The sequence below is a fragment of the Synechococcus sp. Nb3U1 genome (genome assembly GCF_021533835.1).
Lineage (GTDB): Bacteria > Cyanobacteriota > Cyanobacteriia > Thermostichales > Thermostichaceae > Thermostichus.
The window spans coordinates 912032-937271 of record NZ_JAKFYQ010000001.1 but is presented as its reverse complement, the minus strand read 5'-3'; the positions used below and the strand labels follow the sequence as shown (position 1 = coordinate 937271).

Below are 25240 nucleotides of genomic sequence, written 5' to 3'. Positions count from 1 at the left end.
GCGATAAATTTGATACAAACCTATGATTTTCGATCAATGATGCCGTCTTTAGTCAGTCGGTGTAGGTTTTTTATGTCCCTACACCAGAAAGTTACTGTTGCTCTACTGAGTGGGGCTGTGGGACTCCTTGGCTTAATGTATGGCTTAGCGTCGGTCACACTACACAGAGGTTACCTTCAGCTCGAAGAAGAGGAAGTGAGTCGAAATGTAGGAAGAGCTCAAGAAGCCTACGAAGGTTATCTTAAGCAGCTCAATGCTGTGAATTATCAATGGTCTGTATGGGATGACAGCTATGAATTTATTCAGAATCCCAGGCCAGACTATGTCGAAAATAACTTATATTATGATGTATTCTTGACTTCCGGGTTTGACTTAATCGCTTTTTTTAATTCCAATAATCAATTAGTCTATGGAGATTTCTACGATCCAGTCACTGGCGAGAGACATCCATTTCTAGAAGAGATTTTCGATTATCTAAGGAGCAATAATCTATTCGACAAGTCTTCGGATCCCAAAGCCCCTGTCTCGGGATTTATCAAGGTAAATAAAGATATAGTTATAATTAGCTTAAGTCCAATTGTACGAAGCAACGAATCAGATCCTATTCAAGGAGAACTTCTAACTGGAAGAGTCCTGAGTCAACACATTACTGATGATATCTCTAACAAAACTCGTCAAACAGTTATTTTCCATCCCCTCTCCAGTCAACTCATCTTTCAAAGGAATGATGTTCTTGATATGCTTCTTGCTGGACAATCCACTGTTGTTTGGCTTAAAAATGAAAATACCATTCATGGCTACAGTATCCTGTCGGATCTTTCCGGTAATCCAGGCTTGTTATTGCAAACCATACAAGATCGTTCAATTTATCAACAATTTATCAACAAGGCTTAAAAAGTCAAAGATTTCTATTTATATCTATTGGTGGTGTCACCCTCTTATTTGGGACTTTAATTATCGCCCTATCCCAAAGAATTATTACATTCTGGGAGCGTCAGAAAGCTGATCAAGCCAAGTTGGCCTGGCAAGCGAGTCGGGATCCCTTGACTGGTTTGTTCAATCGTTGGGAGTTTGAGAATAGACTAGGGCAACTTTTGAATGATGGTAAATTACACTCTCTTTGCTATCTTGATCTAGATCAACTGAAGGTTGTTAACGATACCTGTGGTCATAATGCCGGGGATGAGTTGCTACGACAGGTTGCCAAGACTCTACAAGCCCAACTTCGTTCAGCAGATATATTGGCTCGGCTAGGTGGAGATGAGTTCGGTGTGCTTTTGCCCAACACCACTTTAGAACAAGCGGAAAAAATTGCTGTAAATCTCAATCAATCCATTCGAGAATATCGGTTCCTCTGGCAAGATAAAGTTTTCTTTCCAGGAGTCAGCATTGGTGTAACGAGCTTCCATAGTAATAGAGAAACCCTAGCTCAGATCATGAGTGCTGCAGATGCTGCCTGTTATGCTGCTAAATGTCAGGGGCGAAATCGAGTGCAAATTCATCAACTTGGGGATGAACACTCAACCGTCAACAACGGGAAATGGAGTGGATTTCAGTATTAACTAAAGCTCTGAGCGAAGATCGATTCTGTCTTTTCGCACAAACAATCTTGCCAATTCAAACTGCTGTTCAAGCAGAAGGCAAACACTACGAAGTTCTCTTGCGTCTTACAGATGAAAAGGGAGGCTTAGTGAGCCCAGGTGTATTTATCCCAGCGGCGGAACGTTATGGCGTCATGCCCATGCTCGATAGATGGGTTATCCATACACTGTTCTCCAACTATTCCAGAATATGTTCCCAAGTTTGGCAGGAGTGTCCTCTAGATAACTGTACCGCCACATATGCGGTCAACCTTTCTGGAGCCAGCATTAGTGACTTGGAATTTGCCGATTTCCTTCAGGCTGAATTGGAACGATATCAGATCCCAAATAGGCTCATTTGTCTTGAAATTACCGAGACTATTGCTATTAATCACCTGGAAAGAGCTACACAATTTATACGCAGATTTAAGTCGCTAGGCTGTCGATTCGCTTTAGATGATTTTGGGGCTGGCATGTCATCTTTTACTTATCTCAAAGAGCTGCCAGTTGACTTTATCAAGATTGATGGTCATTTTGTTCAAGATCTACTGACTAACCCAGCCCATCTGGCGATTGTGGAAGCCTTTTGTCAGGTAGCACATGTAATGCAATTACAGACTGTGGCAGAATTCATAGAATCACCAGAAATCCTGAAAAAGATACAAGAAATAGGTATTGATTATGCACAGGGATTTGCTATTGATTATCCACGCCCTTTGTTGATGAAGTCTGCTGAAAATTTGGAACTACTCCTTGGGCAAGGGAAAAGTTGATTTTGGTATCTTGAAAAACACGGGCGGTACCAGTTCTTGTCGCCGTCGCCACCGGCGCTTCTCTGAGGAGCTTGAGTCCCAATTACTGAATCACCTCTGTCGGTAAGTGAAGGGTTGTGGCCCCCGTATCAACTAGCACTATCAACTAGCACATTGTTGAGGGTTACTGAACGAATCTTATCCGAAGGGAGCAACCCATCTTCGGTGTTGGCCTGGTCAACCCGATTGATGACAGTGAGGCTGGTGATGATTTTGCCCATTGGTGAATCGGGTGATGATAAGGTTCGCGGTTGCATCACGGATCCCTCTTGTGAGGTGTGCCTACAGCCCAATCAATCCGGATCCAGCCTTTTCTTAAGACCGGATCCCTAGCAAATCCTCGATTTTGGGCATTTGATCGAGGGGAATGACTCGTCCTTCGTCCTCAAAGTTGGGAATCTCATTGAAGTTGAGGTAACGATACAGTTCTCCGGCGAAAGGTTGCAGTTTGTTGGAGACAATATCTTGATACTCTTCAGGCGTTGGGATCCGTCCTAGCAGAGCACAAGCTGCCGAAAGTTCCGCAGATCCGAGGTAAACCCGGGCATCTTTGCCCATGCGATTGTTGAAATTGCGAGTGGAGGTGGACATCACCGTAGCCCCATCTTCTACGCGGGCTTGGTTGCCCATACAGAGGCTACAGCCGGGCATTTCCGTGCGGGCACCCACAGCGGCAAAGGTGCCATACACCCCTTCTGAACGCAATTGCGATTCATCCATGCGAGTGGGAGGACAGATCCAGAACTGATGCACTTTAGCCCGCCCTTGGCCTTCCAAAACTTTAGCAGCAGCGCGATAGTGGCCGATATTAGTCATGCAGGAGCCGATAAAAACCTCATCAATGTTGATGGGAGTATCGGGGTTGCCCGCTGCATTTTGAGCATAAACCTCGCTCAAGGTCATCACCTTATCGGGGTCATTGGGGGCACAGACAATCGGCTCGGTGATGGTGCTCAAGTCAATCTCGATCACCTCGGCATATTCCGCATCTTGATCGGCTGCCATCAAACTGGGATTGGCCAGCCATTCCTCCATTTTGGCGATGCGCCGCAATAGGGTTCTGGCATCCTGATAGCCCCGAGCAATCATGTTTTTCAACAATACAACGTTAGAGCGCAGGTATTCTGAAACTGTTTCAATACTGAGCTTGATCGTGCAACCGGCACAGTTGCGCTCCGCAGAGGCATCAGTAAACTCAAAGGCTTGTTCCACTTTTAGATCGGGCAAACCCTCGATCTCCATAATCCGTCCAGCAAAGACGTTCTTTTTGCCTTTTTTCTCAACCGTTAATAGGCCCTTTTGAATAGCCACATAGGGGATGGCGTGGACGATATCCCGCAGGGTGATCCCGGGTTGCAACTCCCCTGTAAAACGCACCAAAACCGATTCTGGCATATCCAAAGGCATTACCCCCAGTGCAGCCGCAAAGGCCACCAACCCTGAGCCAGCCGGGAACGAGATCCCCAGCGGAAACCGAGTGTGGGAATCGCCTCCAGTGCCGACCGTATCAGGCAGCAGCATCCGATTCAGCCAGGAATGGATAATGCCATCCCCGGGGCGCAGGGCCACCCCCCCCCGTGAGGCGAAAAAGTCCGGCAACTCTTTGTGGGTTTTGATGTCCACAGGCTTAGGATAGGCTGCCGTATGGCAGAAGCTCTGCAGGACCAAATCGGCGTTAAAGCCCAGACAGGCCAGCTCTTTGAGCTCATCGCGGGTCATCGGCCCGGTGGTGTCCTGGGATCCTACGGTGGACATCAAGGGTTCGCAGCTCATGCCCGGACGTACCCCCGGCAGGCCACAGGCTTTGCCCACCATTTTTTGGGCCAGGGTATAGCCTTTGCCCGTTTCCATGGGAGGCGTGGGGCGAATGAAGAGGGGCGAGGGAGCCAGTCCCAGAGCTTGGCGGGTTTTGTCGGTGAGGGCGCGGCCAATCAGCAGCGGGATCCGTCCCCCGGCCCGCACTTCATCAGTGAGGGTTTCTGGCTTGAGGCTGAAAGTGGAGAGGGTCTGACCCGACTCAGAGGTGATCACACCCTGGTAGGGATGGATGGTGATCACCATGCCGGTTTCTAACCCGGAGACATCGCACTGAATCGGCAGCGCCCCGGCATCTTCGGCAGTGTTGAAGAAAATCGGCGCGATCGTGCCTCCCAGGATTACCCCCCCAGCCCGCTTATTCGGTACATGGGGAATGTCGTAGCCGATATGCCAGAGCACCGAGTTGATGGCGGATTTGCGGGAGGATCCCGTCCCCACCACATCCCCCACAAAGGCGACAGGATAGCCCTTCTGCTTCAGCTCGGCAATCGTGGCTAGGGATCCCGGAGCGCGAGATTCTAGCATCACCAAAGCATGTAGGGGAATATCGGGTCGGGTGGTGGCATGGGCAGCGGGCGACAGATCATCGGTGTTGATCTCCCCGGGCACCTTAAATACCGTCACGGTCAGGGACTCGGCTAAGGGCTCTTTGCCGGTAAACCATTCGCCATTCACCCAGGACTCGATCACCTGTTGGGCGTAGACATTGCCAGATTGGCTGAGTTCCAGCACATCATGAAAGGCATCGAAAATCAGCAGCGTATGGCTGAGGGCCCGAGCAGCAGCAGTGGCCATGTCACCCCGGGGATCCTGCAATAGATTCACCAGCACCTGAACGTTGTAGCCCCCCAACATCGTGCCCAAAATCTCTACCGCCTGTAGAGGGGTGATCAGAGGAGAGTTGGTCTCCCCCTTGGCTACCGACGCCAAAAAGCCCGCCTTCACGTAGGCTGCCTCATCCACCCCCGGCGGGATCCGCTCCGTCAGCAGGTGCATCAAAAAGGCTTCTTCCCCGGTGGGCGGGGCCTTGAGCAGATCGCACAACTGGCTGGTCTGGGCCGCATCGAGGGGTAACGCCGGAATCCCTTGGCTCTCACGGGCAGCAGCATGGGTGCGATAGTCGGCCAGCATAGGGATCCCCTCCACGAATCGAGACGCAATGGACAAGGATTCCTATTCTACGCCTGGAGCAGGGATCCGAGGTGTTTGGGATGGACTCAGGGGAGTAGCTTGCCGATTTGAACCTACGTTTTCCTACTTTTTCAAGTAGACGGCTGCCCCTAGCCCCACCAACATCTCCTCAGGGGTGATCTTGCCATCTTGGTTGGCATCAAGGGCATCGAAGACGCGATCGGCTCCCATCCATTCCTCGCGGGTGATGAAGCCATCCCCATCCAGGTCATAGACCCGGAACACATCCTGGGCGGCATGGGTGACGATTTCTTTGTTGCCCTCTAGCTTGTGCAGCCGTTCGGTGAGCAGGTTCTCCAAAGCAACCAACGCCTTGGAGAAGCCCTGGATCCCTTCTTCCAGCTTTTCGGTAGCCATGCGATTTTCACTGTGCATTTGATCGAAGGTGGCTTTGTCGATCACCAGACGGGGGATATCCAAACTTTGGGCTTTTTCCGGATCTAGCTTGCGGGTCAACTCTCCTTCTGTATTTTGCAGCTCTGTCAGCAAGCCAGGGGAAATGGTGAGCAGATCACACCCGGCCAACTCTATAATTTCGCCAATGTTGCGGAAACTCGCCCCCATTACCTCCGTTTGGAAACCAAATTTACGGAAGTAGTTGTAGATCTCGGTTACTGAGAGCACGCCCGGATCTTCGGCAGGGGGGTAACTCTCACGGCCTGTGTTTTTCTTATACCAGTCCAAAATTCGGCCCACAAAGGGGGAAATCAGCTTGACGCCTGCTTCCGCACAGGCAATGGCTTGGTGTAGGCCAAACAACAGGGTGAGGTTGCAGTGGATCCCTTCTTGTTCCAGGATCTCGGCAGCTTGAATCCCTTCCCAGGTGGAGGCGATCTTGATCAGCACCCGACTGGGGTCCGCTCCAGCCGCTTTGTACTGCTCGATGAGATAGCGGGCTTTGGCCACAGTGGCTTCGGTGTCGTAGGAGAGGCGGGCATCGACTTCGGTAGAGACCCGTCCGGGGATGATCGACAAAATGCGTAACCCAAAGGCAATCGCCAGTTGATCGATGGCGCGGGAGACCACCGTTTGCGGATCCGCCTGGGATCCCACTTCTTGGCGGGCTTTGAGCAGAGTTTCATCCACAATGCCCTGATACTGAGGCATCTGGGCTGCAGCCGTGATCAGGGAAGGATTGGTGGTGGCATCTTGAGGCTTAAAACTCTCAATGGCATTGATATCACCCGTATCGGCGACCACGACAGTCATCTGCCGCAACTGCTCCAGCAAGCTCTTACTCATTTCCGGCTCCTCGGGATTGCGCTACGCGCCGCTTTTGCGACCTTAACCCAGTTCTACCCTCTTCCTGCAGGGATCCCGGCAGACGTGAGATTGTCTTAATTGTCTGGTCATTGTCTGGAGGGTCTGGGGTGAGGTTTCTAACGCTTTCCCGCAGTAGACATGGCCCCAAGCCGCTATTCTCTGCGCTTCCGGTTGGCAGGGATCCCATTTGTCGTGTAGAAATGTGAAGGATTGCTTAAATCAAGCCTCTGAAAGGTTTGCAAAGTCAACCATCAGAGTTTGAACCATTTGCGGAGGGGAGCAGTCAAACCCAGTGGGTCTTCTATTTTTGTTGATCTGAGGTTTTGACACGGGCAGTGATGGTAAGCGAGTAGGTTGTGAGTGGCAATGCGGTATTCTCAAACCCCAAAGGGCTCCGGGCTGCGGAGTTTAGCAGGCGGGATGGGTCGGACTTGTGTCACTGGTCTGTTGTGGGTGTTGCTGCAGCTGGATTGGACTTGGGCTCAGCCGGGGGTAGGAGCTCAGGGGGGAGAGGCTCGTCTGCTATCGGTGGATGTGGCGACGGCCCAGAGGGGATCCCTGAAGGCTAATTTGCGTTACACTGGCACCACCCAACCGTTGCGGCAAGCCACGCTGCGCACTCGTACTGAGGGATTACTGCTGGAGCTAAGGGTGGATGTGGGGGATCCCGTCCGAGAGGGGCAAGTTTTGGGGCAATTGGATCCCACTCTGTTGCAATCGGCTCTGCTCCAGGCCCAAGCTCAAGTGGCGGCGCAAGAGTCCCAGGTGGCCCAAGCGCAAGCGCAACTGAGCCAGGCCCGTACGCAGGTGGAGCAGGCCCGCGGCAATCTCTTCCAACAGGAAGCGGATGCCGAGCGGCTGGGGCAGTTGGCCCAAGAGGGAGCGGTGCCTGCCCAACAGGCGGAACAAGCCCGTACCGCCGCCCGTACCGCTGCCCAAGCCCTGCGTTCTGCCGAAGAACAGGTGCGCGCCCAAGAACAAGCGGTGATCGCCGCTCAACGCCAGGTGGAAGCCCAGGGATCCCTGGTAGCCCAAGCCCAAGAACGCCTTTCCTACACCCAACTGCTGGCCCCCCTGAGTGGAGTGGTGCTCTCCCGCCAGGCGGATCCCGGCACCTTTTTAAACTCGGGGGCGGATGTACTGACGGTGGCGGATTTTAGTCAGGTGAGGGTGGAGTTTCCCCTCTCCGAGTTGGAGCTAGGGCAGGTGCAGGTGGGGCAAGCCGTTCAGATAGAATTGGATGCTTTCCCTGGTCAGAGCTTTTCTGGACAAATTACCCGCATTGCCCCAGCGGCGGATCCACAGGCACGGTTAATCCCGATTGAAGTGGTGATCCCCAACCCCGACGGGCGGATCGGCAGTGGGCTGTTGGCACGAGTGCAGTTGGCCCTACCGGAAAATCAACGGGTGATCGTTCCTGAAAGTGCTATCCAGCAGTACCAGGGCTCTGCTGCGGTGTTTGGGGTGGAACGACAAGGGGAGTCAGTACGAGTGGTAGCCCGTCCGGTGCAACTGGGGGAACGGCGGGATGGCCAGGTGGAAGTTTTATCGGGGTTGGAGGTGGGGGATCCCTTTGTGGTGCGCAGCTCTACCCCCCTCCAAGACGGCCAGGAAGTGCAGTTGAGTGTCATTTCCACCATGCCCGATTAAGGAAGGATGCCAGATGAATTCGCAAAGGAGCTAACCCCATGACCACAGCCAAAACTGGACTCAGTGTCAGTGGCCTCTCGATTCGTCGCCACATTGGCACGCTGATGTTGGCCCTGGCGGTGATCATCATGGGCATTTATTTCATCACCCGCCTGCCTGTGGATCTGTTGCCTGCCATTGTCTATCCGCGCATTGGGGTACGGGTGGATGTGGCAGGAGTAACACCTGAGGTGGCTATCCAGGAGATCACTCAACCCCTGGAAGAATCCCTCTCCACCGTAGAAGGAGTCGAACAGATCTACTCCACCACCCGTGAAGGCCAGGTACGGGTGGATCTCTACTTTGCGCCAGGCGGCAACATCGACCAAGCCCTGAACGATACAACGGCGGCGGTGAACCGGGCCAGGGGACGACTGCCAGAGGATGTTTCGGCTCCCACGGTGTTTAAGTTCGACCCTTCGCAGCTGCCTGTCTACGAGTTTGCCTTAAAGGCACCAGGTTTAGAAGGCGTGGAGCTGCGTCGCTTTGCGGAAGAAGAATTGGCCCGCGATCTGGGGGTGGTGCCGGGGGTGGCCACGGTGGATGTGGCGGGGGGCATTACCGAAGAAGTGCAGGTGGATCTGGATCTGGAGCGGATGCAGGCGTTGGGGTTGGGCCTGACGGATGTGTTGAGCCAGGTACAAGCCCGTAACCAAGATATTGCCGGTGGACGCATTCGGGGGGGATCCTCTGAATCTTTAACCCGAACGGTAGGACGGTTCCGTAGCCCAGAAGAAATTCAGGCTTTGCGCTTCAATACCCCCAACGGCTCGACCGTCCGCTTGACAGATTTTGCGGCAGTGGCGGTGCGTCCGGCTGCCGAAGGAGTACGGGTAACCCTGAATGGTGAGCCAGCGGTGCGCCTGAGCATTCAAAAACAGCCGGATGCCAACACCATCGTGGTGGTAGAAGGAATCCGTCGTCGCCTCAACCAACTGCGAGCCAGCGGCATTATTCCCCCCGAGATGACCCTAACCCCTACCAGTGATGAATCCCGCTTTATTCGCAGCTCCATTCAAAATGTGGCCACCGCCGGTTTGAGTGGAGCCCTGCTAGCGGGCCTGGCGGTGCTGTTGTTTTTGGGATCCCTGCGCCAAACCGTGATCGTGGTGATCGCCATTCCCTTGGCAACCCTAACGGCGATTTTGCTGATGGGCCTGTTTGGTCTCTCCATCAACATCATCAGCTTGGGGGGCTTGGCTCTGGGGGTGGGCATCGTGGTAGACAACGCTATTGTGATGCTGGAAAACATCGCCAAAGGGGTAGAAGGGATCCCGCGAGAGAACGGCAACGCCCAGTGGTTTGGGCAGCGGGTGATCGATCAGGCGGAGCGCAGTAGCCGCCAGTTGGAGTCGGCTCTGTTGGCTTCTACGGCCACCAACCTGGTATCAGTCTTACCCTTTTTGCTCATTGGCGGCTTTGTATCTTTGATCTTTAACGAGTTGATCCTAACCATCAGTTTTGCCGTGGCCGGATCCCTGGTGGTGGGCCTGACGGTGGTGCCGATGCTCACTTCTCGTCTGCTGACGATTCGCCGCAGCAGTGGATTGAAACGATTCTGGTTGTTGCAACGGTTTGAGCAGGGGGTGATCAGCGGTACCTATGCCTATCAACAACTGTTGGGTCGCCTGTTGTTGCGGCCTGGGTTGTTGATCTTGGTGGCCTTTTTGCTGCTGGGGGGCGGCAGCTACTGGATGGCCGGGCAACTGAATCAGGAGCTTCTGCCTCGCATCAGCACCGGCCAGGTGAACCTATTCGCCAACTTTGCCCCCGGTACCACCCTGGAGACCAACCAGCGCATCATGCAGGCGGTGGATCGCATCCTGCTGGAGCAACCGGAGGTAGAGTATGTGTTCACCACGGCGGGAGGCTCCGCCTTCGGGGGTAACACCACCGAAAATCCGCTGCGGGGCACCAGCAATATCACCCTTAAACCCGGTACGGAAGTGGGCCCTTTTGTGGATCGGGTGAATGGCTTGATGAACCGCCTGAATTTGGTGGGATCCCGGATCCGGGTTGCGTCGGGCAGTGTACGGGGGCTTTCCACCCGCAATTCGGCGGTGAATGCCGAGGTGGATGTGGTGTTGCAAGGGGAGGATATGCAGGCGCTGCAACAGGCCAGTCGCTTGGTATTGCGGGCTTTGGATGAACAAGCCAACCTCTCCACTTTCCGTCCCGATGCCGATGACAACCAGCCAGAGGTGCAAATTTGGCCGGATTGGGAGCGAGCTACCCCGCTGCGCCTGAGCACCCAAGATATGGGCCGGGTGGTGCAAACGGCGGTACAGGGATCCGTGCCTACCCAATTGCAACAGGGAAACCGCCTCATGGATGTACGGGTACAGTTGGGCTCCGGCGGCATTACCCGACCCTCGCAACTGGAGCGTTTGCCCCTGTTTGTGCAGAACGGTCAGCCGGTGCGCCTGGGGGATGTGGCCCGGTTGCAAATGGCGGAAGCCCCCGGAGAAATTCGCCGCATCAACCAACGGCAGGTGGCGATCTTGAATGGCAGCCTCACCGCTGGAGCTAGCCAGAGTGCCGCCATCACCGAAGTGGATGAGATTTTATCCGGCTTGGAGTTGCCCGCCGGTGTCACCCGCTTGCCCAGCGAGGCTCTGGCCACGAATCGGGAGCTGCGCAACAACCTGCTGCTGCTGGGATCCCTGGCGGCTTTTCTGGTGTTTGTGGTGATGGCGGTGCAATACAACTCCCTCATCGACCCACTGGTGATCATGCTGACGGTGCCCTTGGCTTTGTCAGGGGGGATCCTGGGCCTATTCATCACCCAAACTGCTGTGGGGGCAACGGTACTGGTGGGAGCAGTGCTGCTGGTGGGGATTGTGGTCAACAACGCCATTTTGATGGTGGAGTTGGCCAACCAAATTCGGGAGGAGCAGGGCTTGGATTATCGCAGTGCCATGTTAAATGCTGCCCCGCAACGGCTACGCCCGATCCTGATGACAACCGTGACAACCGTGTTGGGCCTGTTCCCCTTGGCGCTGGGTTTGGGGGAAGGCTCTGAGTTATTACAACCCTTGGGGGTGGTGGTGTTTTCCGGCCTCTCGCTGGCGACGCTGCTGACGTTACTTGTCATTCCCTGCTTCTATGTGCTGCTGCATGGCTCCGGGCCGCAGACCCCCACTTTGCCCAGCCTACCCAGCTTGTCATCCCCGGCTGTGCCGGTGGGCAGTCGGAAGTAAACGCTTTTGTTTAACCCACTTTTGGGCTGCAGACTAGGGTCAGGCCTTGGGTTACGGGCTGGGTTTCCTCAGTAATATCCGGTACCAAACGCAGGGGTGAGCCAAAGTGGCCAATGGCAATGGTGTTGTTCAAGGTTTCAATCTGTCGGATGGATCCCTGACGCAGGCAACGGTGGAGGCGGCGGAGTAAAAACAGGTCAGCTTCAGAACATTCTTGCTTGAACAGCAGCACATTCAGCTCGTGCTCCTGAGCGGAGGTGAGCAGCCCAGTCATCATGGCGGATTGAATGATTTGCTGCACGGTCATGGTCTTAGCCTCATTCATATTTTTCCTGTTTTTATTCTCGACAAATACCTCCAAGAATTACTCCGCCGAATAGCGGATTGGATGTACGCACTTTGCCTTTCCTTTCTGCCCTCTGTGGAGGGTGAATTTTGAGGTGTCAATCGATGCTGCTTTGGGCCAAGAGCCGGTGCTTGAATCTTAAATCCCTTGCTGTATAAGACTTTTTTAAGTCACCGTAGAATGAATAAGCGATTTAGCGTATAGAGATACGACTCTTGTCTTAGCCTGAAATTAGACCCATTAACTAATTATTTGAACTCGCAAAAGAGCCAGTGATTCCATGTTTTCCCGAACTCTTTTTTGAAGTGGCTAGCCTGCATCTGTGACAATACGGAAATAAAAGGCAATTCTCAGCACCGACAAATGGCGTAGAGGAACCTGTGATTTTGTGCAGAACGGTGCTGTGTTAGGGTGAGACCGTCCTATTCTTTACGGTTGCCTGTGTCAGAAAGTCCTCAAAAGGTGGGGTGTGCTACTCCTTTGGGCTGTTGTGGTTGTGGTTGCCTGGGGGCGCTGGCGGTGCTGAGCTTAGGCCTGGCGGGAGTCGGGTTCTTGGTTTGGACTGGGATCCGCGCTTCTGGGGCCTTTCGCAGCTACCACTTGGCGGTTGAGGTGCTCGAACACAATCCGGTGGTGGTGGAGCGTTTGGGGGATCCCTTAAGGCCGGGATGGCTGTCTCAGTTGCGCTTTCAGGAAAATGAGGAGGCAGGTTGGGTGTGTCTCTCCTTTTTGATCACGGGGGCTCAGCGGACGGGAGATGTGACTGTGGAGTCGGAACGGGGCGCAGCCGGATCAGAATGGTATTTGCGGGATGTGCAGGTGAAGGTCGATGGGGATCCCAATCCGATTCAGGTGATTGGCTCAGAGGAACGGGGATCTCGGTGTAGGCAGGCAGAACCAGATAGCGAATGGCAGCCTGAGGCCGATATTTAGATGTCTAGTTGTGCAGCCAGAATTTGAGCAGGTAGAGTAAATCCATTTTGGCCTGGGGTTCCTATGCGTTTGGTTCCTTACCTGCGCTTGCTGCTGTTGTTGGTGCTCTTGGCTTTTTTCACGGGCCTGATTGTTTGGCTGATTCAGTCTTTTCTTGATTTGTACTATGCCACCCGTTACCACCCGATTCTGGGGGGGCTGTTGATCACGGTGCTGGTGCTGCTGTTGCTGGTGTTTTTGGCGGCTTCTATCTATTATCTGTTTCTGTTTCGTCGCCCGCCAGAAACGTCCCCACAACCGGCCCTACCGGAAAAGGCTGCGGACAAGCGAAATGTTGTCCAACAAAACTTGGCCCAACTGGAAGCCCAGATGGCGCAAATTCAGGATCAAGTGGCACGGGCAGCTCTGGCGGAACGCTCAGCTCTGTTGGCAAAACATTTGGCTCAGCCACAGCTCAAGGTGGTGGTTTTTGGCACCGGGTCGGCAGGCAAGACCTCTTTGGTAAATGCCTTGCTAGGGCGGCGGGTGGGGGCGGTGGGGGCAACTCTGGGCACCACCGAGGCGGCCACCCTTTACGAATGGAACTTGCCTGGGATCCCGGAACCTGTCCAGATTATAGACTGCCCTGGCATTCTGGAGATTGGCCCGGCGGGGGCGCTGCGGGAAAGTGAGGCCCGTGCCCAAGCGGAAGCGGCCGACTTGCTCGTGGTGGTGGTGGATGGGGATCTGCGCCAGTCGGAGGTGGATCCCTTACGACAGTTGATTGCTCTCGGGAAACGCGCCCTGCTGATCTTCAATAAAACCGATCGCTATACCTCCGAAGAACAAATAATTTTGCTACAACGCCTGCGGGAACGGGTTTATCCGCTGATTCAGCCTGGCGATGTGTTGATGGCCTGTGCCGCTCCGGCTCCCGTACAAGTGGGATCCCAAACCTGGCGACCAGAGGCCAATGTGGTGGCGGTGCGGGATCGCATCCAGGCGATCCTCTATGCGGAAGGGGGATCCCTGGCTTTAGACAACGCTTTGTTGCAGTCACAACAATTGGGAGAAGAAGCCAAACGAATTATCCAAACCCAATTGCGCCAGCAGGCAGAGCAAGTGATCGATCGCTTTCAGTGGATTGTTACAGGCGTAGTGTTTGCCAACCCAATCCCGGCGGTGGATCTGTTGGCCATTGCGGCAATCAATGCCCAGATGGTGGTGGAATTGGGATCCGTCTACGGTTGCAAAATGAACCTGCAGCAGGGGCGGGAGCTGGCCCTTTCTTTGGCCAAAACCCTGGCTAGCCTGGGCTTGGTAGAAGGGGCAATCCAACTGACCACGGGGATTTTGGCAATGGTTGCGGAGGTGAGTGTGGTGGGATTTTTGGTCACTGCTCCAATCCAAGCCGCCAGTGCTGGCTACCTCACCCGCATTGCGGGCAAGAGCTTCATCGAGTATTTCCAGCGCAACCAAACCTGGGGGGAAGGCGGGATGCAAGCAGTGATCCAGGCTCAGGTTCAAAGCACACAGAAATCCGGCTGGCTGCAAGACTTCATCCGCGAGGCTTCTAGGCGTATTTTTCGGAATGGCTAGAAGGGTTAAGAGCCAGCGCTAGATCAAGCCTGAGCCAAGGGATCCCTAGTGGCTACTCATGGCAATATCCGTCGGCAGAAAGGCCAGCTCCATTTGCGCCACATAATCCGCATAGCTGAGCACCGGCACCGTATTCCATTCCGCTAAGCCGTGCATACACTTCGACCACTGAATGAAAGCGGCAGGATAGGCATACACCAAGCTGGGATCCTGCAACACCTCCTTAGGCAGGGGAGGAATAGACTTGAGCACTGCCAAAAGAGCCGGAGGTTTGTGGAGAACCCCGCGCGTGGCTTCGATTTGCTCTGGGGAAACCTTGAACTTAGCGGCAATAAACGAGATCACCCTGGAAATTCTCATCGCTCAACACCAACCTTGCTTAGACATAGGGTGCCCCAGGGCCAAACTCCAAACTTCAGGGATCCTACGGAGCCTGGAAAATTTAAAGAATCACAAGGAATCAAACCCTTTGCCAAAGACATACGGAAAAGGAGCCGGGGCTCGGAAAGGGTGCGGCTAGCATCCTCGGCGGTGATGTTCGCATCTGAAGGGGACTTGGTTTTGCTTCGCATCGGGATCCCCTTGCCTGAGGCAGGCGGTTCTCGTTATCCTGGTAAAGCTGAAAAATCTGGGGAAACAAGTGAACCGTGGCTAAAAAGAGCATGATCGAGCGGGAGAAAAAGCGCCAACGCTTGGTCGATAAGTATCGGGAAAAGCGACAACAACTGAAGGCAGAAATGGCCAATCCAGAGATCGACCAGGCCACCCGCATGGAGCTGCACGCCCAATTGCAAAAACTCCCTCGGGCCAGCTCACGTACCCGTCTACGCAATCGCTGCTGGCAAACGGGCCGTCCACGCGGTTATTTTCGGGATTTTGGCCTGTCTCGCAACAGCCTGCGGGAAATGGCTCACGAAGGGCTGCTGCCCGGCGTGGTTAAGTCCAGCTGGTAAGCCCCTAAATCTGCGATCGATTGAGCTTGATTGAGCATTTGAGGGATCCCGGGTGGGCCTACAGCCTTTTCAACTTTGCGATGAGGATCTCTCTGCCGAGGTTCTAGAGGCTCTTGCCCAGGAGTCTTGTTTGGCTGTGGATACCGAAACCATGGGCTTGATCCCGCAACGGGATAGGCTCTGTGTGGTGCAAATTGCCAATCCTGCTGGGGAGGTGGTGCTGTTGCGGCTGAGTCGCGGGGTACGACAGACCCCTCGCTTGACCCAGTTGATGACGGATCCCGGCATCGAAAAGATCTTCCACTATGCCCGCTTCGATCTGGGGATGCTGTTGTATCATCTCGGGATCCCGGTTTGGCCTGTGTTTTGCACCAAAATTGCCAGCAAACTGGCGCGTACCTACACCAACAAGCACGGCCTTAAAGAAGTGGTGAACGAGCTGTGCGGGGTGGAGTTGAACAAAACTGCCCAAAGTTCGGACTGGGGATCCGTCCAGGCTTTGTCTGCCGAGCAACTGGAATATGCCGCCAACGATGTTCGTTATCTGATCCCAGCTCGGGATAAGCTAGCCCAAATGTTGCAACGGGAAGAGCGCTGGGAACTGGCACAGCGTTGTTTTCAACATTTACCCACGCTGGTGGATCTGGACTTAATGGGCTTCAGCAACATCTTCGAGCACCAGTAGCTCCCCTCCAAAGGGCATTTCGACAGTCCGTTGTACAGGGCGGAAAGACGGTTAGAGTCCCCCACGAGGGTTTCCAGAAATCACCAGGTGCAGAGCCTGAGCCGTGACGAATCTCTGCTTTATCTCACTTTTTCTCTGCAATGAATGAATCCCTAGGGATCCCTCTCAGGCAGGCTCCTCTCCTCTGCCGGGAAATGGGCATATTTGGGGGAGGGTAAGGTGAGCTGGAGTCTAGCGGACAAAGTATCAGGCAACACAGTTGGCTGCTGCTCTCTCTGGTGTAGTGATGGCAGGATGAGCTCTAAAAACATTTTTATTGTTTTTTATTATGAAAATTTTTAGTAAAAACTAAGCCTTCCTAGGCCTTCCCTGCCCTGTGCGTTTGCGCAAACACCCGGAGTTAAGTCGATGTTGGAGTCTCAGAGGGTTGCCCAAGATCCGTCAAGCCCCCGCAATAGGATTCTGGGGCAGCCGGTTCTGGAATTTCGCCACGTCTCGCTGCAATACCCTGGCAAAGGGGCTCCCGTCACCATCATCCGGGATCTCAGCTTTTCTGTAGAGCACTCTGAATTTGTCTCCATCGTCGGGCCGAGCGGCTGTGGTAAAACCTCGCTGTTAAAAATGGTGTCGGGTTTGAATACCAACCATGGCGGCACCATCTACTTTCAATCCCAACCGATCGATGGCCCCCTGAAAAACGTGGGCATGGCCTTTCAAAACCCGGTGTTGCTGCCCTGGCGCAATACCCTGAAAAATGTGTTGCTGCCTTTGGAGGTGGTACAGCCCCACAAGCGCACCTTCAAGCAAAACCTGGCCCAGCACAAAAAATCTGCTCTTGATCTGCTGGCGACCGTTGGTTTGGATGGCTTTCAAAATGCCTATCCCTGGCAACTGTCGGGTGGAATGCGGCAACGGGCTTCTTTGTGTCGAGCCTTGATTCATCAGCCGGAGCTGTTGCTGTTGGATGAGCCATTCGCTGCTCTAGATGCCTTTACCCGCGAAGATATGTGGGAGATGTTGCAGCGGCTGTGGATGCGCACCGCTTGTACCAGCATTTTGATCACCCACGATTTGCGAGAGGCCGTTTTCCTCTCCGACACCATTTATGTAATGGGGCCGCGCCCTAGCGAGATCATTTTTTCCCTCAAGGTGGATCTGCCCCGCCCACGCCCGCTGGAGATCTGCCTGACGGATGACTTCCACCATCTGGTTTCGGAAGTGCGCAAACACATTCGCCGAAGCTATTAGAAGCTATTAATTGGTTTGTCCTGCAAGGTTTTGACCGACTGGCTGCGAGCACCATTTGCCGAGGGATCCCGATGAAGAAATCATTCAACCAATTTCTACACACCAAAGCGGCTTCGATCATCCTGCCCGCCGTCACCATCATCCTCAGCATTGTGCTGTGGCAGGTGGGGGTACGCCTACTCAATGTTCCCCGTTTCATCTTGCCCGCCCCCACCGAGATCATCGGGGCCATGAACCAGTGGAGTCAAGTGATCATGCGCCATTCCCTGATTACCGTTGGCTCGACGCTGTTGGCCTTTATACTGGCGTTGGTGGGGGGGGTCTTGCTGGGATCCATTATCGGCAGTTCCCGCCTGGCCTATCTGTCTTTGTATCCGCTGCTGGTGGGCTTCAACACGATCCCGAAGGTGGCCTTGGTGCCCCTGCTGGCGATTTGGTTTGGTTTGGGCCTGATCCCAGCGGTGGTGACGGCCTTTTTGCTAGCTTTTTTCCCGATCGCCGTGAATGTGGCGGTGGGCCTAGAAACCGTCGAGGCAGAAATGCGGGATGTACTGCGCTCTTTGGGGGCAAGTGGCTGGGAGATCTTCATCAAGGTGGGCCTGCCCCATAGTATGCCCTATCTGTTTGCCTCCTTGAAGGTGTCCATTTCTTCAGCGTTTGTGGGTTCTGTGATCTCAGAAACGGTGGCCTCCAATGGCGGCTTGGGTTATCTGATCGTGTCGGCCAGTTCCTCTTTTGATGTGCCTTTAGCCTTTGCTGGGTTGGTTGCTCTCGGCATTATGGGCATTTTGCTCTACACCTTCTTCGCGGCGCTAGAGCGATACGTGCTGGCCTGGCGGCAGTAGGGATCTCGGATCCCTCGTGGAGGTGGAATTGGCTTGGGGGCTATTTGGATGGGCTCCTTTTACCAACAAGCGGGTTTCAGCTCAAATCGGGGAAGGTGGCCTGCACCGCCGGATGGCTCAGCTTTCCGGCTTTGACGTTAAGTCCTTTGGCCAGAGCCGGATCCTGTTCCAGAGCCGCTGTTAAACCCAAGCGAGCTAGTTTAAGGGTGTAGGGCAGCGTCGCGTTGACTAGGGCCTGGGTAGAAGTCCAGGGGACGGCTCCCGGCATATTGGCTACACCGTAGTGCAGTACTCCATAGGCTTCGTAAACCGGCTGGGCGTGGGTGGTCACCCGTGTCGTGGCAATGCAGCCCCCCTGATCCACCGCCACATCCACAATCAAGGAGCGGGGCCGCATTTGGGCCACCAAGTCTTCTTTCACCAAAACTGGAGCCCGACTCCCCGGTACCAGCACCGCTCCTACCAGCAGATCGGCATCTTTGACGCAATCTTCCACACTTTGGGTGGTGCTGTAGATCAGCTCAACCCGGGATCCAAAAATCAGCTCCAACTCATTCAGGCGATGCAGATTGATATCCAGAATTTGCACCCGCGCCCCCAAACCCACGGCCATTTTGGCGGCTTCTGTACCCACCGTGCCGCCCCCCAAGATCACCACCCGCCCGGGCGATACCCCAGGGATCCCGCCCAGCAACACACCGCGTCCCCCCTGTTGTCGGGTGAGGTAATGAGCGCCAAACTGCACCGATAGTCGCCCGGCAATCACGCTCATGGGCATCAGCAAGGGCAGGGAGCCATCCGTCAATTCCACCGTTTCGTAGGCGATGCAGGTGGCTCCCGATTTCATCAACGCTAGGGTAAGCTCCCGGCTGGCGGCTAAATGCAAATAGGTAAACAGGATCAAATCGGGATGCAACAAAGGATACTCAGCAGGTAGAGGCTCTTTCACCTTCACCACCATCTCCTGCTGGTAGATCTCCTGTGGGGTGGTTGCCAGTTTGGCCCCTGCTTTTAGGTAGTCTTCGTCCGTAAAGCCTGCCCCTTGGCCCGCTTGGGTTTCTACCCAGACTTGATGCCCTTGTTCCGTCAGCGCCCGTATCGCCGCCGGAGTTAACCCGACCCGGAATTCTTGCTCTTTGATCTCCTTAGGCACACCGATTTGCATAGGGATCCCTGTTGTCGCTGGTCTTTCCAGTGTGACATCCTCTTCACACATTCTCATCTCCTCGAAAATTCCCTCGATCCTCTTGCTATGGCTGCCTTTGCCTGAGCAAATGGGAGGGTAAACTAAACGCACCCTCACATCTCTGCTATGGATCCGCTGATCAATCCGCTGCGCAGCGTTCATACCACCCACTTTCCGGCCATTCTCAATCAGTTGGGGATCTCGCTGGTGGTCTCTACTTATCAGGCGGGCAAGCTGATCGTGGTGCGGGCGGATGGAGACAAGCTCAACACCCACTTTCGCATCTATCAAAAGCCCATGGGCCTGGCGGTTGCAGAACAAAGGCTGGCAATAGGCTGTGCGTACCAAATCTGGGAGCTGCGCAATGTCCCAGCGGTGGGGCACAGGTTGAATCCACCGGGGAAACATGATGCTTGTTTCATCCCCCGCCAAACCCACATTACCGGGGATATCGACATTCACGAGATGGCCTACGGAAAGGAGGGCTTGTGGTTTTTGAATACGCGCTTTTCTTGTCTGTGCACGGTGGATACTGAGCATAGCTTTGTCCCTCGCTGGCGGCCCCCCTTTGTGACCGCCTATGACCTGACGGATCGCTGTCATTTGAATGGGCTGGCCTTGGTGAACGGGATCCCCCGCTACATCACGGCCCTGGGGGCAACCAATACCCCTGGAGGGTGGCGGGCCAACAAGGCTAACGGCGGCATTTTGATGGATGTCGGCAGCAACAAGATTCTCTTGCAGGGGTTATCGATGCCCCACTCTCCTCGCTGGTATCAAGATCGCCTTTGGGTGCTGGAGTCGGGGCAGGGCAGTTTGGCTCGAGTAGATTTGCACAGGGGTACTTGGCAAGCGGTTGCCACTGTGCCGGGGTTCACCCGTGGAGTTGACTTCTACGGGCCACTGGCCTTTGTGGGGCTTTCTAAGGTGCGAGAATCGGCGGTGTTCAGTGGGATCCCGTTGACTCAGCGCTTAACAGAACGGATTTGTGGGGTTTGGGTAATACACATTGAAACCGGAGAGACACTGGCCTTTTTGCGATTTGAAGAGGGTGTTGAAGAAATTTTTTCGGTGCAGGTGCTGCCCGGGATCCGCTTCCCTGAGGTCTTTGGGGATCCCCGGTTTAATGATCCGGAGCAAGAGAAGCTGATTGGATCCACCTATGTACTGCCGGATGAAGCCCTCAAACAAGTGGTCAATGAGCCAGTGCCAGTTTTTTGCATGGATACAGCCACAACCGAACCTGAACCGGAAGTTAAAAGTTTTGCCGTAGTTGTGCCGATATTCAATAAAAAAAAGAACAAAAAGAAAGGTTGGCCAATTATCGAGCAAACCCTAACAAGCATCGAAGCCAGTACTCAGCATTTTTATAAAAACTATCCTTTTGCCGAACAGATAAGTCACGAAATTGTAATTGTAGACGATGCCTCAGAAGGCAATACCTGGGATTTGCTAAATCAATGGGCCCAGCAAAAGAATAGGATCCGTTTGATTCGGCATACAAATCATCAAGGGCAAGGGGCAGCCAGAAATACGGGCATACAAGCCACTCAGGCCCAGGCCATTTTCTTTTGTGATGAAGGCAATTTGTTTTTGGAAGATCACGTTTTGACCTGTCTGAAGCTTATTAACCGACCCTTGGATCCCAACTTGGCCAATCCTATTTATCGCCTGCCCAAGTCCTATCCGGCAGCAGTAAAGACCGGGATCCGCATTCAGCTGAGCCTTCATCCCTACTGGTATGACCAGATTAAACAGGTATTGCCTTTGAATCTATGTATTCGACGTGAGGCCCATGAATTCATTGAGGGCTTTCCTGCTGACAAGCCTTTTCGAGAATCAAATTATGAAGATGAAGGCAAAGCCTATATCCAATGGTTGACAACATTTTTTAGCGTTGTCTGGACTCCTGAGCAAACTGTAGAATATGTGCATTATCCTGGCAATTATTTGAGTCGGCAGCTCCAAAAATTTCAATCTGATCCGCGTACCTTTCAAGAGACAATACCCCCAGAGCAGCAGACATACTTTGAGCAAATCCATCAAATCATAGCCCAAAGACAAGCCTATCTCCATCAAAAGTTCGAGCAAGATTTCAACCCGGATCGATTGCTGGCCTTAGGTAACGAAGCCCATGTGCAAGGGGAGTGGGAAAAAGCTGCCGATTACTTCCGACGATGCTTACAGCTGGATCCACAGATGAAAGTGGCCCGCTACAACTTGGGGGTAACCTGTGGCGATTTGGAGCACTGGCAGGAAGCTGAATATCACCTGAGTCTATCCATTCAAGAGGATCCAGGTCACCCACGCGCCCACAATTACTTGGGGCTTATCTATGTCAAGCAAAACCGTTTGGCTGAGGCCATTCAGCAATATGAGAAGGCGATCCAGTTGGATCCCCAATTTGCGGATGCCCACATGAACTTGGGAATGGCCTGGCTCAAGCAAGGGGAACTGAAGCAGGGGTGGCAAGAGTTTGAGTGGCGCTGGCAAACCAGCCAATTTACACCTTTTCAATGCCCTCACCCCCGCTGGCAAGGGGAAGATATCTCTCAGCAAACCTTGCTGGTGCATACGGAGCAGGGATCCGGAGATTCTATTCAGTTTGTTCGCTTCCTACCCTTAGCAGCTCAGCGGTGCCAAAAGCTGATCTTGGTCTGTCCGAATCCCCTCAAAACTTTGTTTCAAGGGATCCCTGGGGTGAGCGGTCTTTACGGGGCAGGAGAGATCCCCCTGACGGCTTTTCAGGTGTATTCTCCCTTAATGAGTTTGCCCTGGTGTCTAGGGATCCATTCCCTTGATCAAATCCCCAATCAAGTGCCTTATTTGCAGGTACCAGAGATCCCGAGCTCTCTTAGGATTGAAAAATCACCGTCCATCCTCAACGTGGGCATCTGTTGGGCAGGTAGCCCCACGCAGGGGAACGACCGCAATCGCTCCAGTCATCTCAAACAATGGCTACCGATTTTGTCTGTATCTGGGATCCAGTTTCACAGCCTACAAAAAGGGCCACAGGTGAAACAACTGGCAGATCTACCCTCAGATATTCAGCTCAAAAATTGGGATCCCTGGATTACAGATTTTGCCGATACGGCGGCCTTGATCAGCCAACTGGATCTGGTCATTTCTGTAGATACGGCAGTTGCCCATCTGGCCGGAGCCCTAGCCAAACCGACCTGGATCCTCTTGTGCCAAAACTGTGACTGGCGATGGTTAAGAGAGCGACAAGATTCTCCTTACTACCCCTCTGTACGGTTGTTTCGCCAGCAGCAGGAGGAGCTGGGATGGGATCCGCTGATGCCTAGGGTCAGCCAATCTCTGAGAGAACTGTCGCTGGGTTCTACCATCTTAGTTTGAGTGTGTTCGAGGATCCTTGCCAAACTGGGCGATGGTGCGTGACTCGTTCAGGCTCTGAGCTAGAGCTGCCAAATCAGCCCCTGTAACCCGGTTCAAGATCCACTCTGTGTGTTGTTTAGCCCCCATCCGGCGGTAAAATTCAATCGCCGGTTCATTCCAATCCAGCACCATCCACTCCAGCCGTCCGTATCCCTTAGCCACCGCCTCTTGCGCCAACCGCACCAACAGCGCTTTGCCAATGCCGCGACCGCGAAACTCGGGCAATACAAACAGGTCTTCCAAGTAAATGCCTGGTCGAGCGAGGAACGTAGAAAAACTACGGAAATAGAGGGCAAACCCTACAGGGGATCCGGGACGTTCTTCCACTTCAGCCAGCAACACCATCGCCACCGCCTCAGGGCCGAACAAATGTTGCTGTAACTCTGCTACGGATCCAGTCACTAGATGGCTCAGTTGTTCATACTCAGCCAGGGCACAAATCAGCTTATAAATGATCGGCACATCAGCTGGGGTAGCGGGTCGAATCTGCATAGGACAGTTGGATACAAGAATAAACGTAAAAACCACTAGCGGTGACTGGTGCGCAGGGCTTTACCTCGATTGTTCACCTGTTTCAAAAACAAGGGTAAAAGTTGCTCTTGAATATGAACAAAGGCGGCTTGTAACCCCTTACTTTCATAAAGCAGCCCAATTTCCGCCTCAACACGAGTAGGATCTCCTAAAGCAGAAAGAAATTGATTGGAAGTGATCCAGGTAAAAAGCTCTGCTCGGGTTAAATCACAATTTGGGGGTGCAGGAAGCTGCCCCTTTTGCGACGAACCAAGTAGCCATTGGCGGGCAAATAAACTCAACACCGCATCCCCCAGCCAAGCTTTATCCCGACGGGATCCCTCATCTAATTGTGCCACTTGCTGTTTGAGAGTGAGGGGGAAATGAGAGCCTGTGGACATGGTGATTAAATCTAATAAATCTAAAAAGATCCAAAAAGAGTCCTTGAACCAGGGAAAATCACTGTTTGGCTATTGTGAATCCATTTTCTGTACTGATATCAGGTTGATATTCCGGTAGTAAGAAGTAGAAGGTTGTACCCATACCTACGGCTGAGTCAAACCCAATTTCTCCTCTGTGCTGTTCGATGATCGCTTTGCAGATGCTCAAGCCCAAGCCCGTGCCTCCCCGCATACGAGTGGTGGAGCTATCCGCCTGAGCAAACTTTTGGAAGATGCGCCCCTTGAATGCCTCAGGGATCCCTGTACCTTGATCGATCACAGCCACCCGTACCTGACCCTGAAGTTGGCCTACCTGAATCTGCACTGTGGATCCTGGCGGAGAAAACTTACAGGCATTGGAGAGCAAGTTAGTCAGTACCTGCAACAATCGATGGCTATCCCCCATCACCCAACATTCTGTTGCACTTGGATCCAACTGCAGCTCTACTTCATACTGAGTGGCATAGGTGCGATTGTCTTCCATGGCCTGATGCACCAGCTCCAACATCTGTTGTGGCTGCATTTGGAACTCCATTCGGCCCGCCTCGATCTTCTCAATATCGAGAATGTCATTCACCAAAGCTACCAACCGTTCCACACTTCGATAGGCAATTTCCGCCAAAGACTTCACCTGGGAAGGTAATTCTCCCGCTGCACCACCAATAATCAAGCCTAAGGCTCCTCGAATAGCAGTTAGGGGAGTACGCAGCTCATGGTTGACTGTCGAAACAAATTCTTTTTTCATCTGATCTATGTGCTTGCGCTCGGTGATGTCTTCGATAGTGCTTTCGAAATAGAGCAACTCGCCTTCGCGGCTATACACGGCCTGTGCACTTTGTGAAATCCAGACCAAACGACCATCCAATCGCTGCACCTGAGCCTCAAATTGGGAAATTTGCCCCTTCGCTTGTAAACCTTGCAAAAAAGTTTGATAATGCTCTGGATCTACGTAAAATTGCTCCATACCCTGCTTCAAATTTGCCAGCAAATCTGCCGGGGATCCATAGCCAAAAATGCGAGCTAAGGCTTGATTTGCACTTAAGTATCGTCCTTGCGGTGAAATCTGACACATGCCCTCGGGTGCATTTTCGAAAATGCTACGAAAGCGAGCTTCAGAGGCCCGTAGATCTGCTTCTATCGTATCCCCATGCTCAGTGGTAGTTTGTAGGATCAGCTCCAAATCTGATTTGGCCAAGACCAATTCTTCGGTTTTCTGGAATAAAACTGCCTCGACGGTATCGGCATGTTCAGTGGTGGTTTCCAATAAAATTTCCAGATCCCGCTTCTCTTGGGTCAGTTTTTGAATCTGTTGCCAATACTCCTCCACCTGGGTGAGCAGGTGCATCCGCTCTTTTCGTTCACTGGCAAGCTGCTGTTGCAAAAACTCCACTTGTTTTTGCAGATCAGTCTCTACCCAATCTGGCATTGCGTCAGAAGGCTGCGAAGATGGCACGGACAGGGGAGCCTCAACCTCTTGATATTAGCGACTTAAGGCTCGATTGAGCCATCCGAAACGACACAGGGAGGAGAGAGCAGTAACTGGAGCAGTAAGTAAACCCAGCAGCAA

Annotated in this window: 20 protein-coding genes; 12 read left to right on the top strand and 8 right to left on the bottom strand. The window is 53.4% G+C overall.

Annotated elements, in window-relative coordinates; genetic code table 11:
- The first annotated feature begins 72 nt into the window (after positions 1-72).
- The 3 genes from L1047_RS04270 to L1047_RS04260 all read left to right on the top strand — a co-directional run bounded on the left by L1047_RS04270 (position 73) and on the right by L1047_RS04260 (position 2353).
- Positions 73-894 (top strand): CHASE4 domain-containing protein, encoded by an 822-nt coding sequence (locus L1047_RS04270; protein ID WP_235277586.1) that lies wholly within the window; start codon positions 73-75, stop codon positions 892-894.
- A 122-nt stretch (positions 895-1016) separates the two neighbouring features.
- Positions 1017-1562, top strand: coding sequence for a GGDEF domain-containing protein (locus tag L1047_RS04265; RefSeq protein ID WP_268836127.1), 546 nt, complete (start codon positions 1017-1019; stop codon positions 1560-1562).
- Positions 1541-2353, top strand: coding sequence for an EAL domain-containing protein (locus tag L1047_RS04260; protein ID WP_235277583.1), 813 nt, complete (start codon positions 1541-1543; stop codon positions 2351-2353). Before L1047_RS04265 ends, L1047_RS04260 begins: the two co-directional genes overlap by 22 nt.
- A 354-nt stretch (positions 2354-2707) precedes the next feature.
- On the opposite strand, the gene acnB is transcribed toward L1047_RS04260, so the two are convergent.
- Together acnB and L1047_RS04250 are read right to left on the bottom strand one after the other, a co-directional pair.
- Positions 2708-5341 (bottom strand): bifunctional aconitate hydratase 2/2-methylisocitrate dehydratase, encoded by a 2634-nt coding sequence (acnB, locus tag L1047_RS04255; protein WP_235278856.1) that lies wholly within the window; start codon positions 5339-5341, stop codon positions 2708-2710.
- Positions 5342-5464: 123 nt separating this feature from the next.
- On the bottom strand, positions 5465-6643 hold the full coding sequence (locus L1047_RS04250; RefSeq protein ID WP_235277582.1) for a transaldolase: 1179 nt from the start codon (positions 6641-6643) through the stop codon (positions 5465-5467).
- A gap of 441 nt (positions 6644-7084) precedes the next feature.
- On the opposite strand from L1047_RS04250, the gene L1047_RS04245 reads away from it, so the two are divergent.
- Positions 7085-8314: an efflux RND transporter periplasmic adaptor subunit gene (locus L1047_RS04245; protein WP_235277581.1), complete on the top strand. Its 1230-nt coding sequence runs from the start codon at positions 7085-7087 to the stop codon at positions 8312-8314.
- Positions 8315-8352: 38 nt separating this feature from the next.
- A complete protein-coding gene (locus L1047_RS04240) occupies positions 8353-11553 on the top strand; it encodes an efflux RND transporter permease subunit (RefSeq protein ID WP_235277580.1) in 3201 nt (1066 codons plus the stop codon).
- 10 nt (positions 11554-11563) lie between these two features.
- Here L1047_RS04240 and L1047_RS04235 read toward each other — a convergent pair whose 3' ends face one another.
- Positions 11564-11878, bottom strand: a complete 315-nt coding sequence (locus tag L1047_RS04235) for a hypothetical protein (protein WP_235277579.1) — start codon at positions 11876-11878, stop codon at positions 11564-11566.
- Between the two features lie 462 nt (positions 11879-12340).
- Here L1047_RS04235 and L1047_RS04230 point away from each other — a divergent pair, with 462 nt between their 5' ends.
- Positions 12341-12832 carry a cytochrome c oxidase assembly factor Coa1 family protein gene (locus L1047_RS04230; RefSeq protein ID WP_235277577.1) on the top strand — a complete coding sequence of 164 codons (492 nt, stop codon included), beginning with the start codon at positions 12341-12343 and terminating at the stop codon, positions 12830-12832.
- Between the two features lie 63 nt (positions 12833-12895).
- A complete protein-coding gene (locus L1047_RS04225) occupies positions 12896-14410 on the top strand; it encodes a YcjF family protein (RefSeq protein ID WP_235277576.1) in 1515 nt (504 codons plus the stop codon).
- Positions 14411-14455: 45 nt separating this feature from the next.
- On the opposite strand, the gene L1047_RS04220 is transcribed toward L1047_RS04225, so the two are convergent.
- Complete coding sequence (locus tag L1047_RS04220; RefSeq protein ID WP_235277575.1) at positions 14456-14770, bottom strand: hypothetical protein; 315 nt, start codon at positions 14768-14770, stop codon at positions 14456-14458.
- Positions 14771-15057: 287 nt separating this feature from the next.
- Here L1047_RS04220 and rpsN point away from each other — a divergent pair, with 287 nt between their 5' ends.
- The 4 genes from rpsN to L1047_RS04200 all read left to right on the top strand — a co-directional run bounded on the left by rpsN (position 15058) and on the right by L1047_RS04200 (position 18141).
- Positions 15058-15363, top strand: a complete 306-nt coding sequence (gene rpsN, locus L1047_RS04215) for a 30S ribosomal protein S14 (protein WP_235277574.1) — start codon at positions 15058-15060, stop codon at positions 15361-15363.
- Positions 15364-15415: 52 nt separating this feature from the next.
- Entirely contained in the window at positions 15416-16048 is a 633-nt protein-coding gene (locus L1047_RS04210) for a ribonuclease D (protein WP_235277573.1), read from the top strand.
- A 408-nt stretch (positions 16049-16456) separates the two neighbouring features.
- A complete protein-coding gene (locus L1047_RS04205; protein ID WP_235277572.1) occupies positions 16457-17296 on the top strand; it encodes an ABC transporter ATP-binding protein in 840 nt (279 codons plus the stop codon).
- Positions 17297-17367: 71 nt separating this feature from the next.
- Positions 17368-18141: an ABC transporter permease gene (locus tag L1047_RS04200; protein WP_235277570.1), complete on the top strand. Its 774-nt coding sequence runs from the start codon at positions 17368-17370 to the stop codon at positions 18139-18141.
- 76 nt (positions 18142-18217) lie between these two features.
- On the opposite strand, the gene ald is transcribed toward L1047_RS04200, so the two are convergent.
- Positions 18218-19306: an alanine dehydrogenase gene (gene ald / locus L1047_RS04195; protein WP_235277568.1), complete on the bottom strand. Its 1089-nt coding sequence runs from the start codon at positions 19304-19306 to the stop codon at positions 18218-18220.
- 147 nt (positions 19307-19453) lie between these two features.
- On the opposite strand from ald, the gene L1047_RS04190 reads away from it, so the two are divergent.
- On the top strand, positions 19454-22684 hold the full coding sequence (locus L1047_RS04190) for a TIGR03032 family protein (protein WP_235277567.1): 3231 nt from the start codon (positions 19454-19456) through the stop codon (positions 22682-22684).
- On the opposite strand, the gene L1047_RS04185 is transcribed toward L1047_RS04190, so the two are convergent.
- The 3 genes from L1047_RS04185 to L1047_RS04175 are packed head-to-tail and all read right to left on the bottom strand — an operon-like array spanning position 22676 to position 25126.
- Complete coding sequence (locus L1047_RS04185) at positions 22676-23215, bottom strand: GNAT family N-acetyltransferase (RefSeq protein ID WP_235277564.1); 540 nt, start codon at positions 23213-23215, stop codon at positions 22676-22678. The two genes, L1047_RS04190 and L1047_RS04185, sit on opposite strands and share 9 nt — an antisense overlap.
- Positions 23216-23250: 35 nt before the next feature.
- Positions 23251-23634: a hypothetical protein gene (locus tag L1047_RS04180; protein ID WP_235277563.1), complete on the bottom strand. Its 384-nt coding sequence runs from the start codon at positions 23632-23634 to the stop codon at positions 23251-23253.
- Positions 23635-23692: 58 nt separating this feature from the next.
- Positions 23693-25126, bottom strand: coding sequence for a sensor histidine kinase (locus L1047_RS04175; RefSeq protein ID WP_235277561.1), 1434 nt, complete (start codon positions 25124-25126; stop codon positions 23693-23695).
- Between the last annotated feature and the right edge of the window lie 114 nt (positions 25127-25240).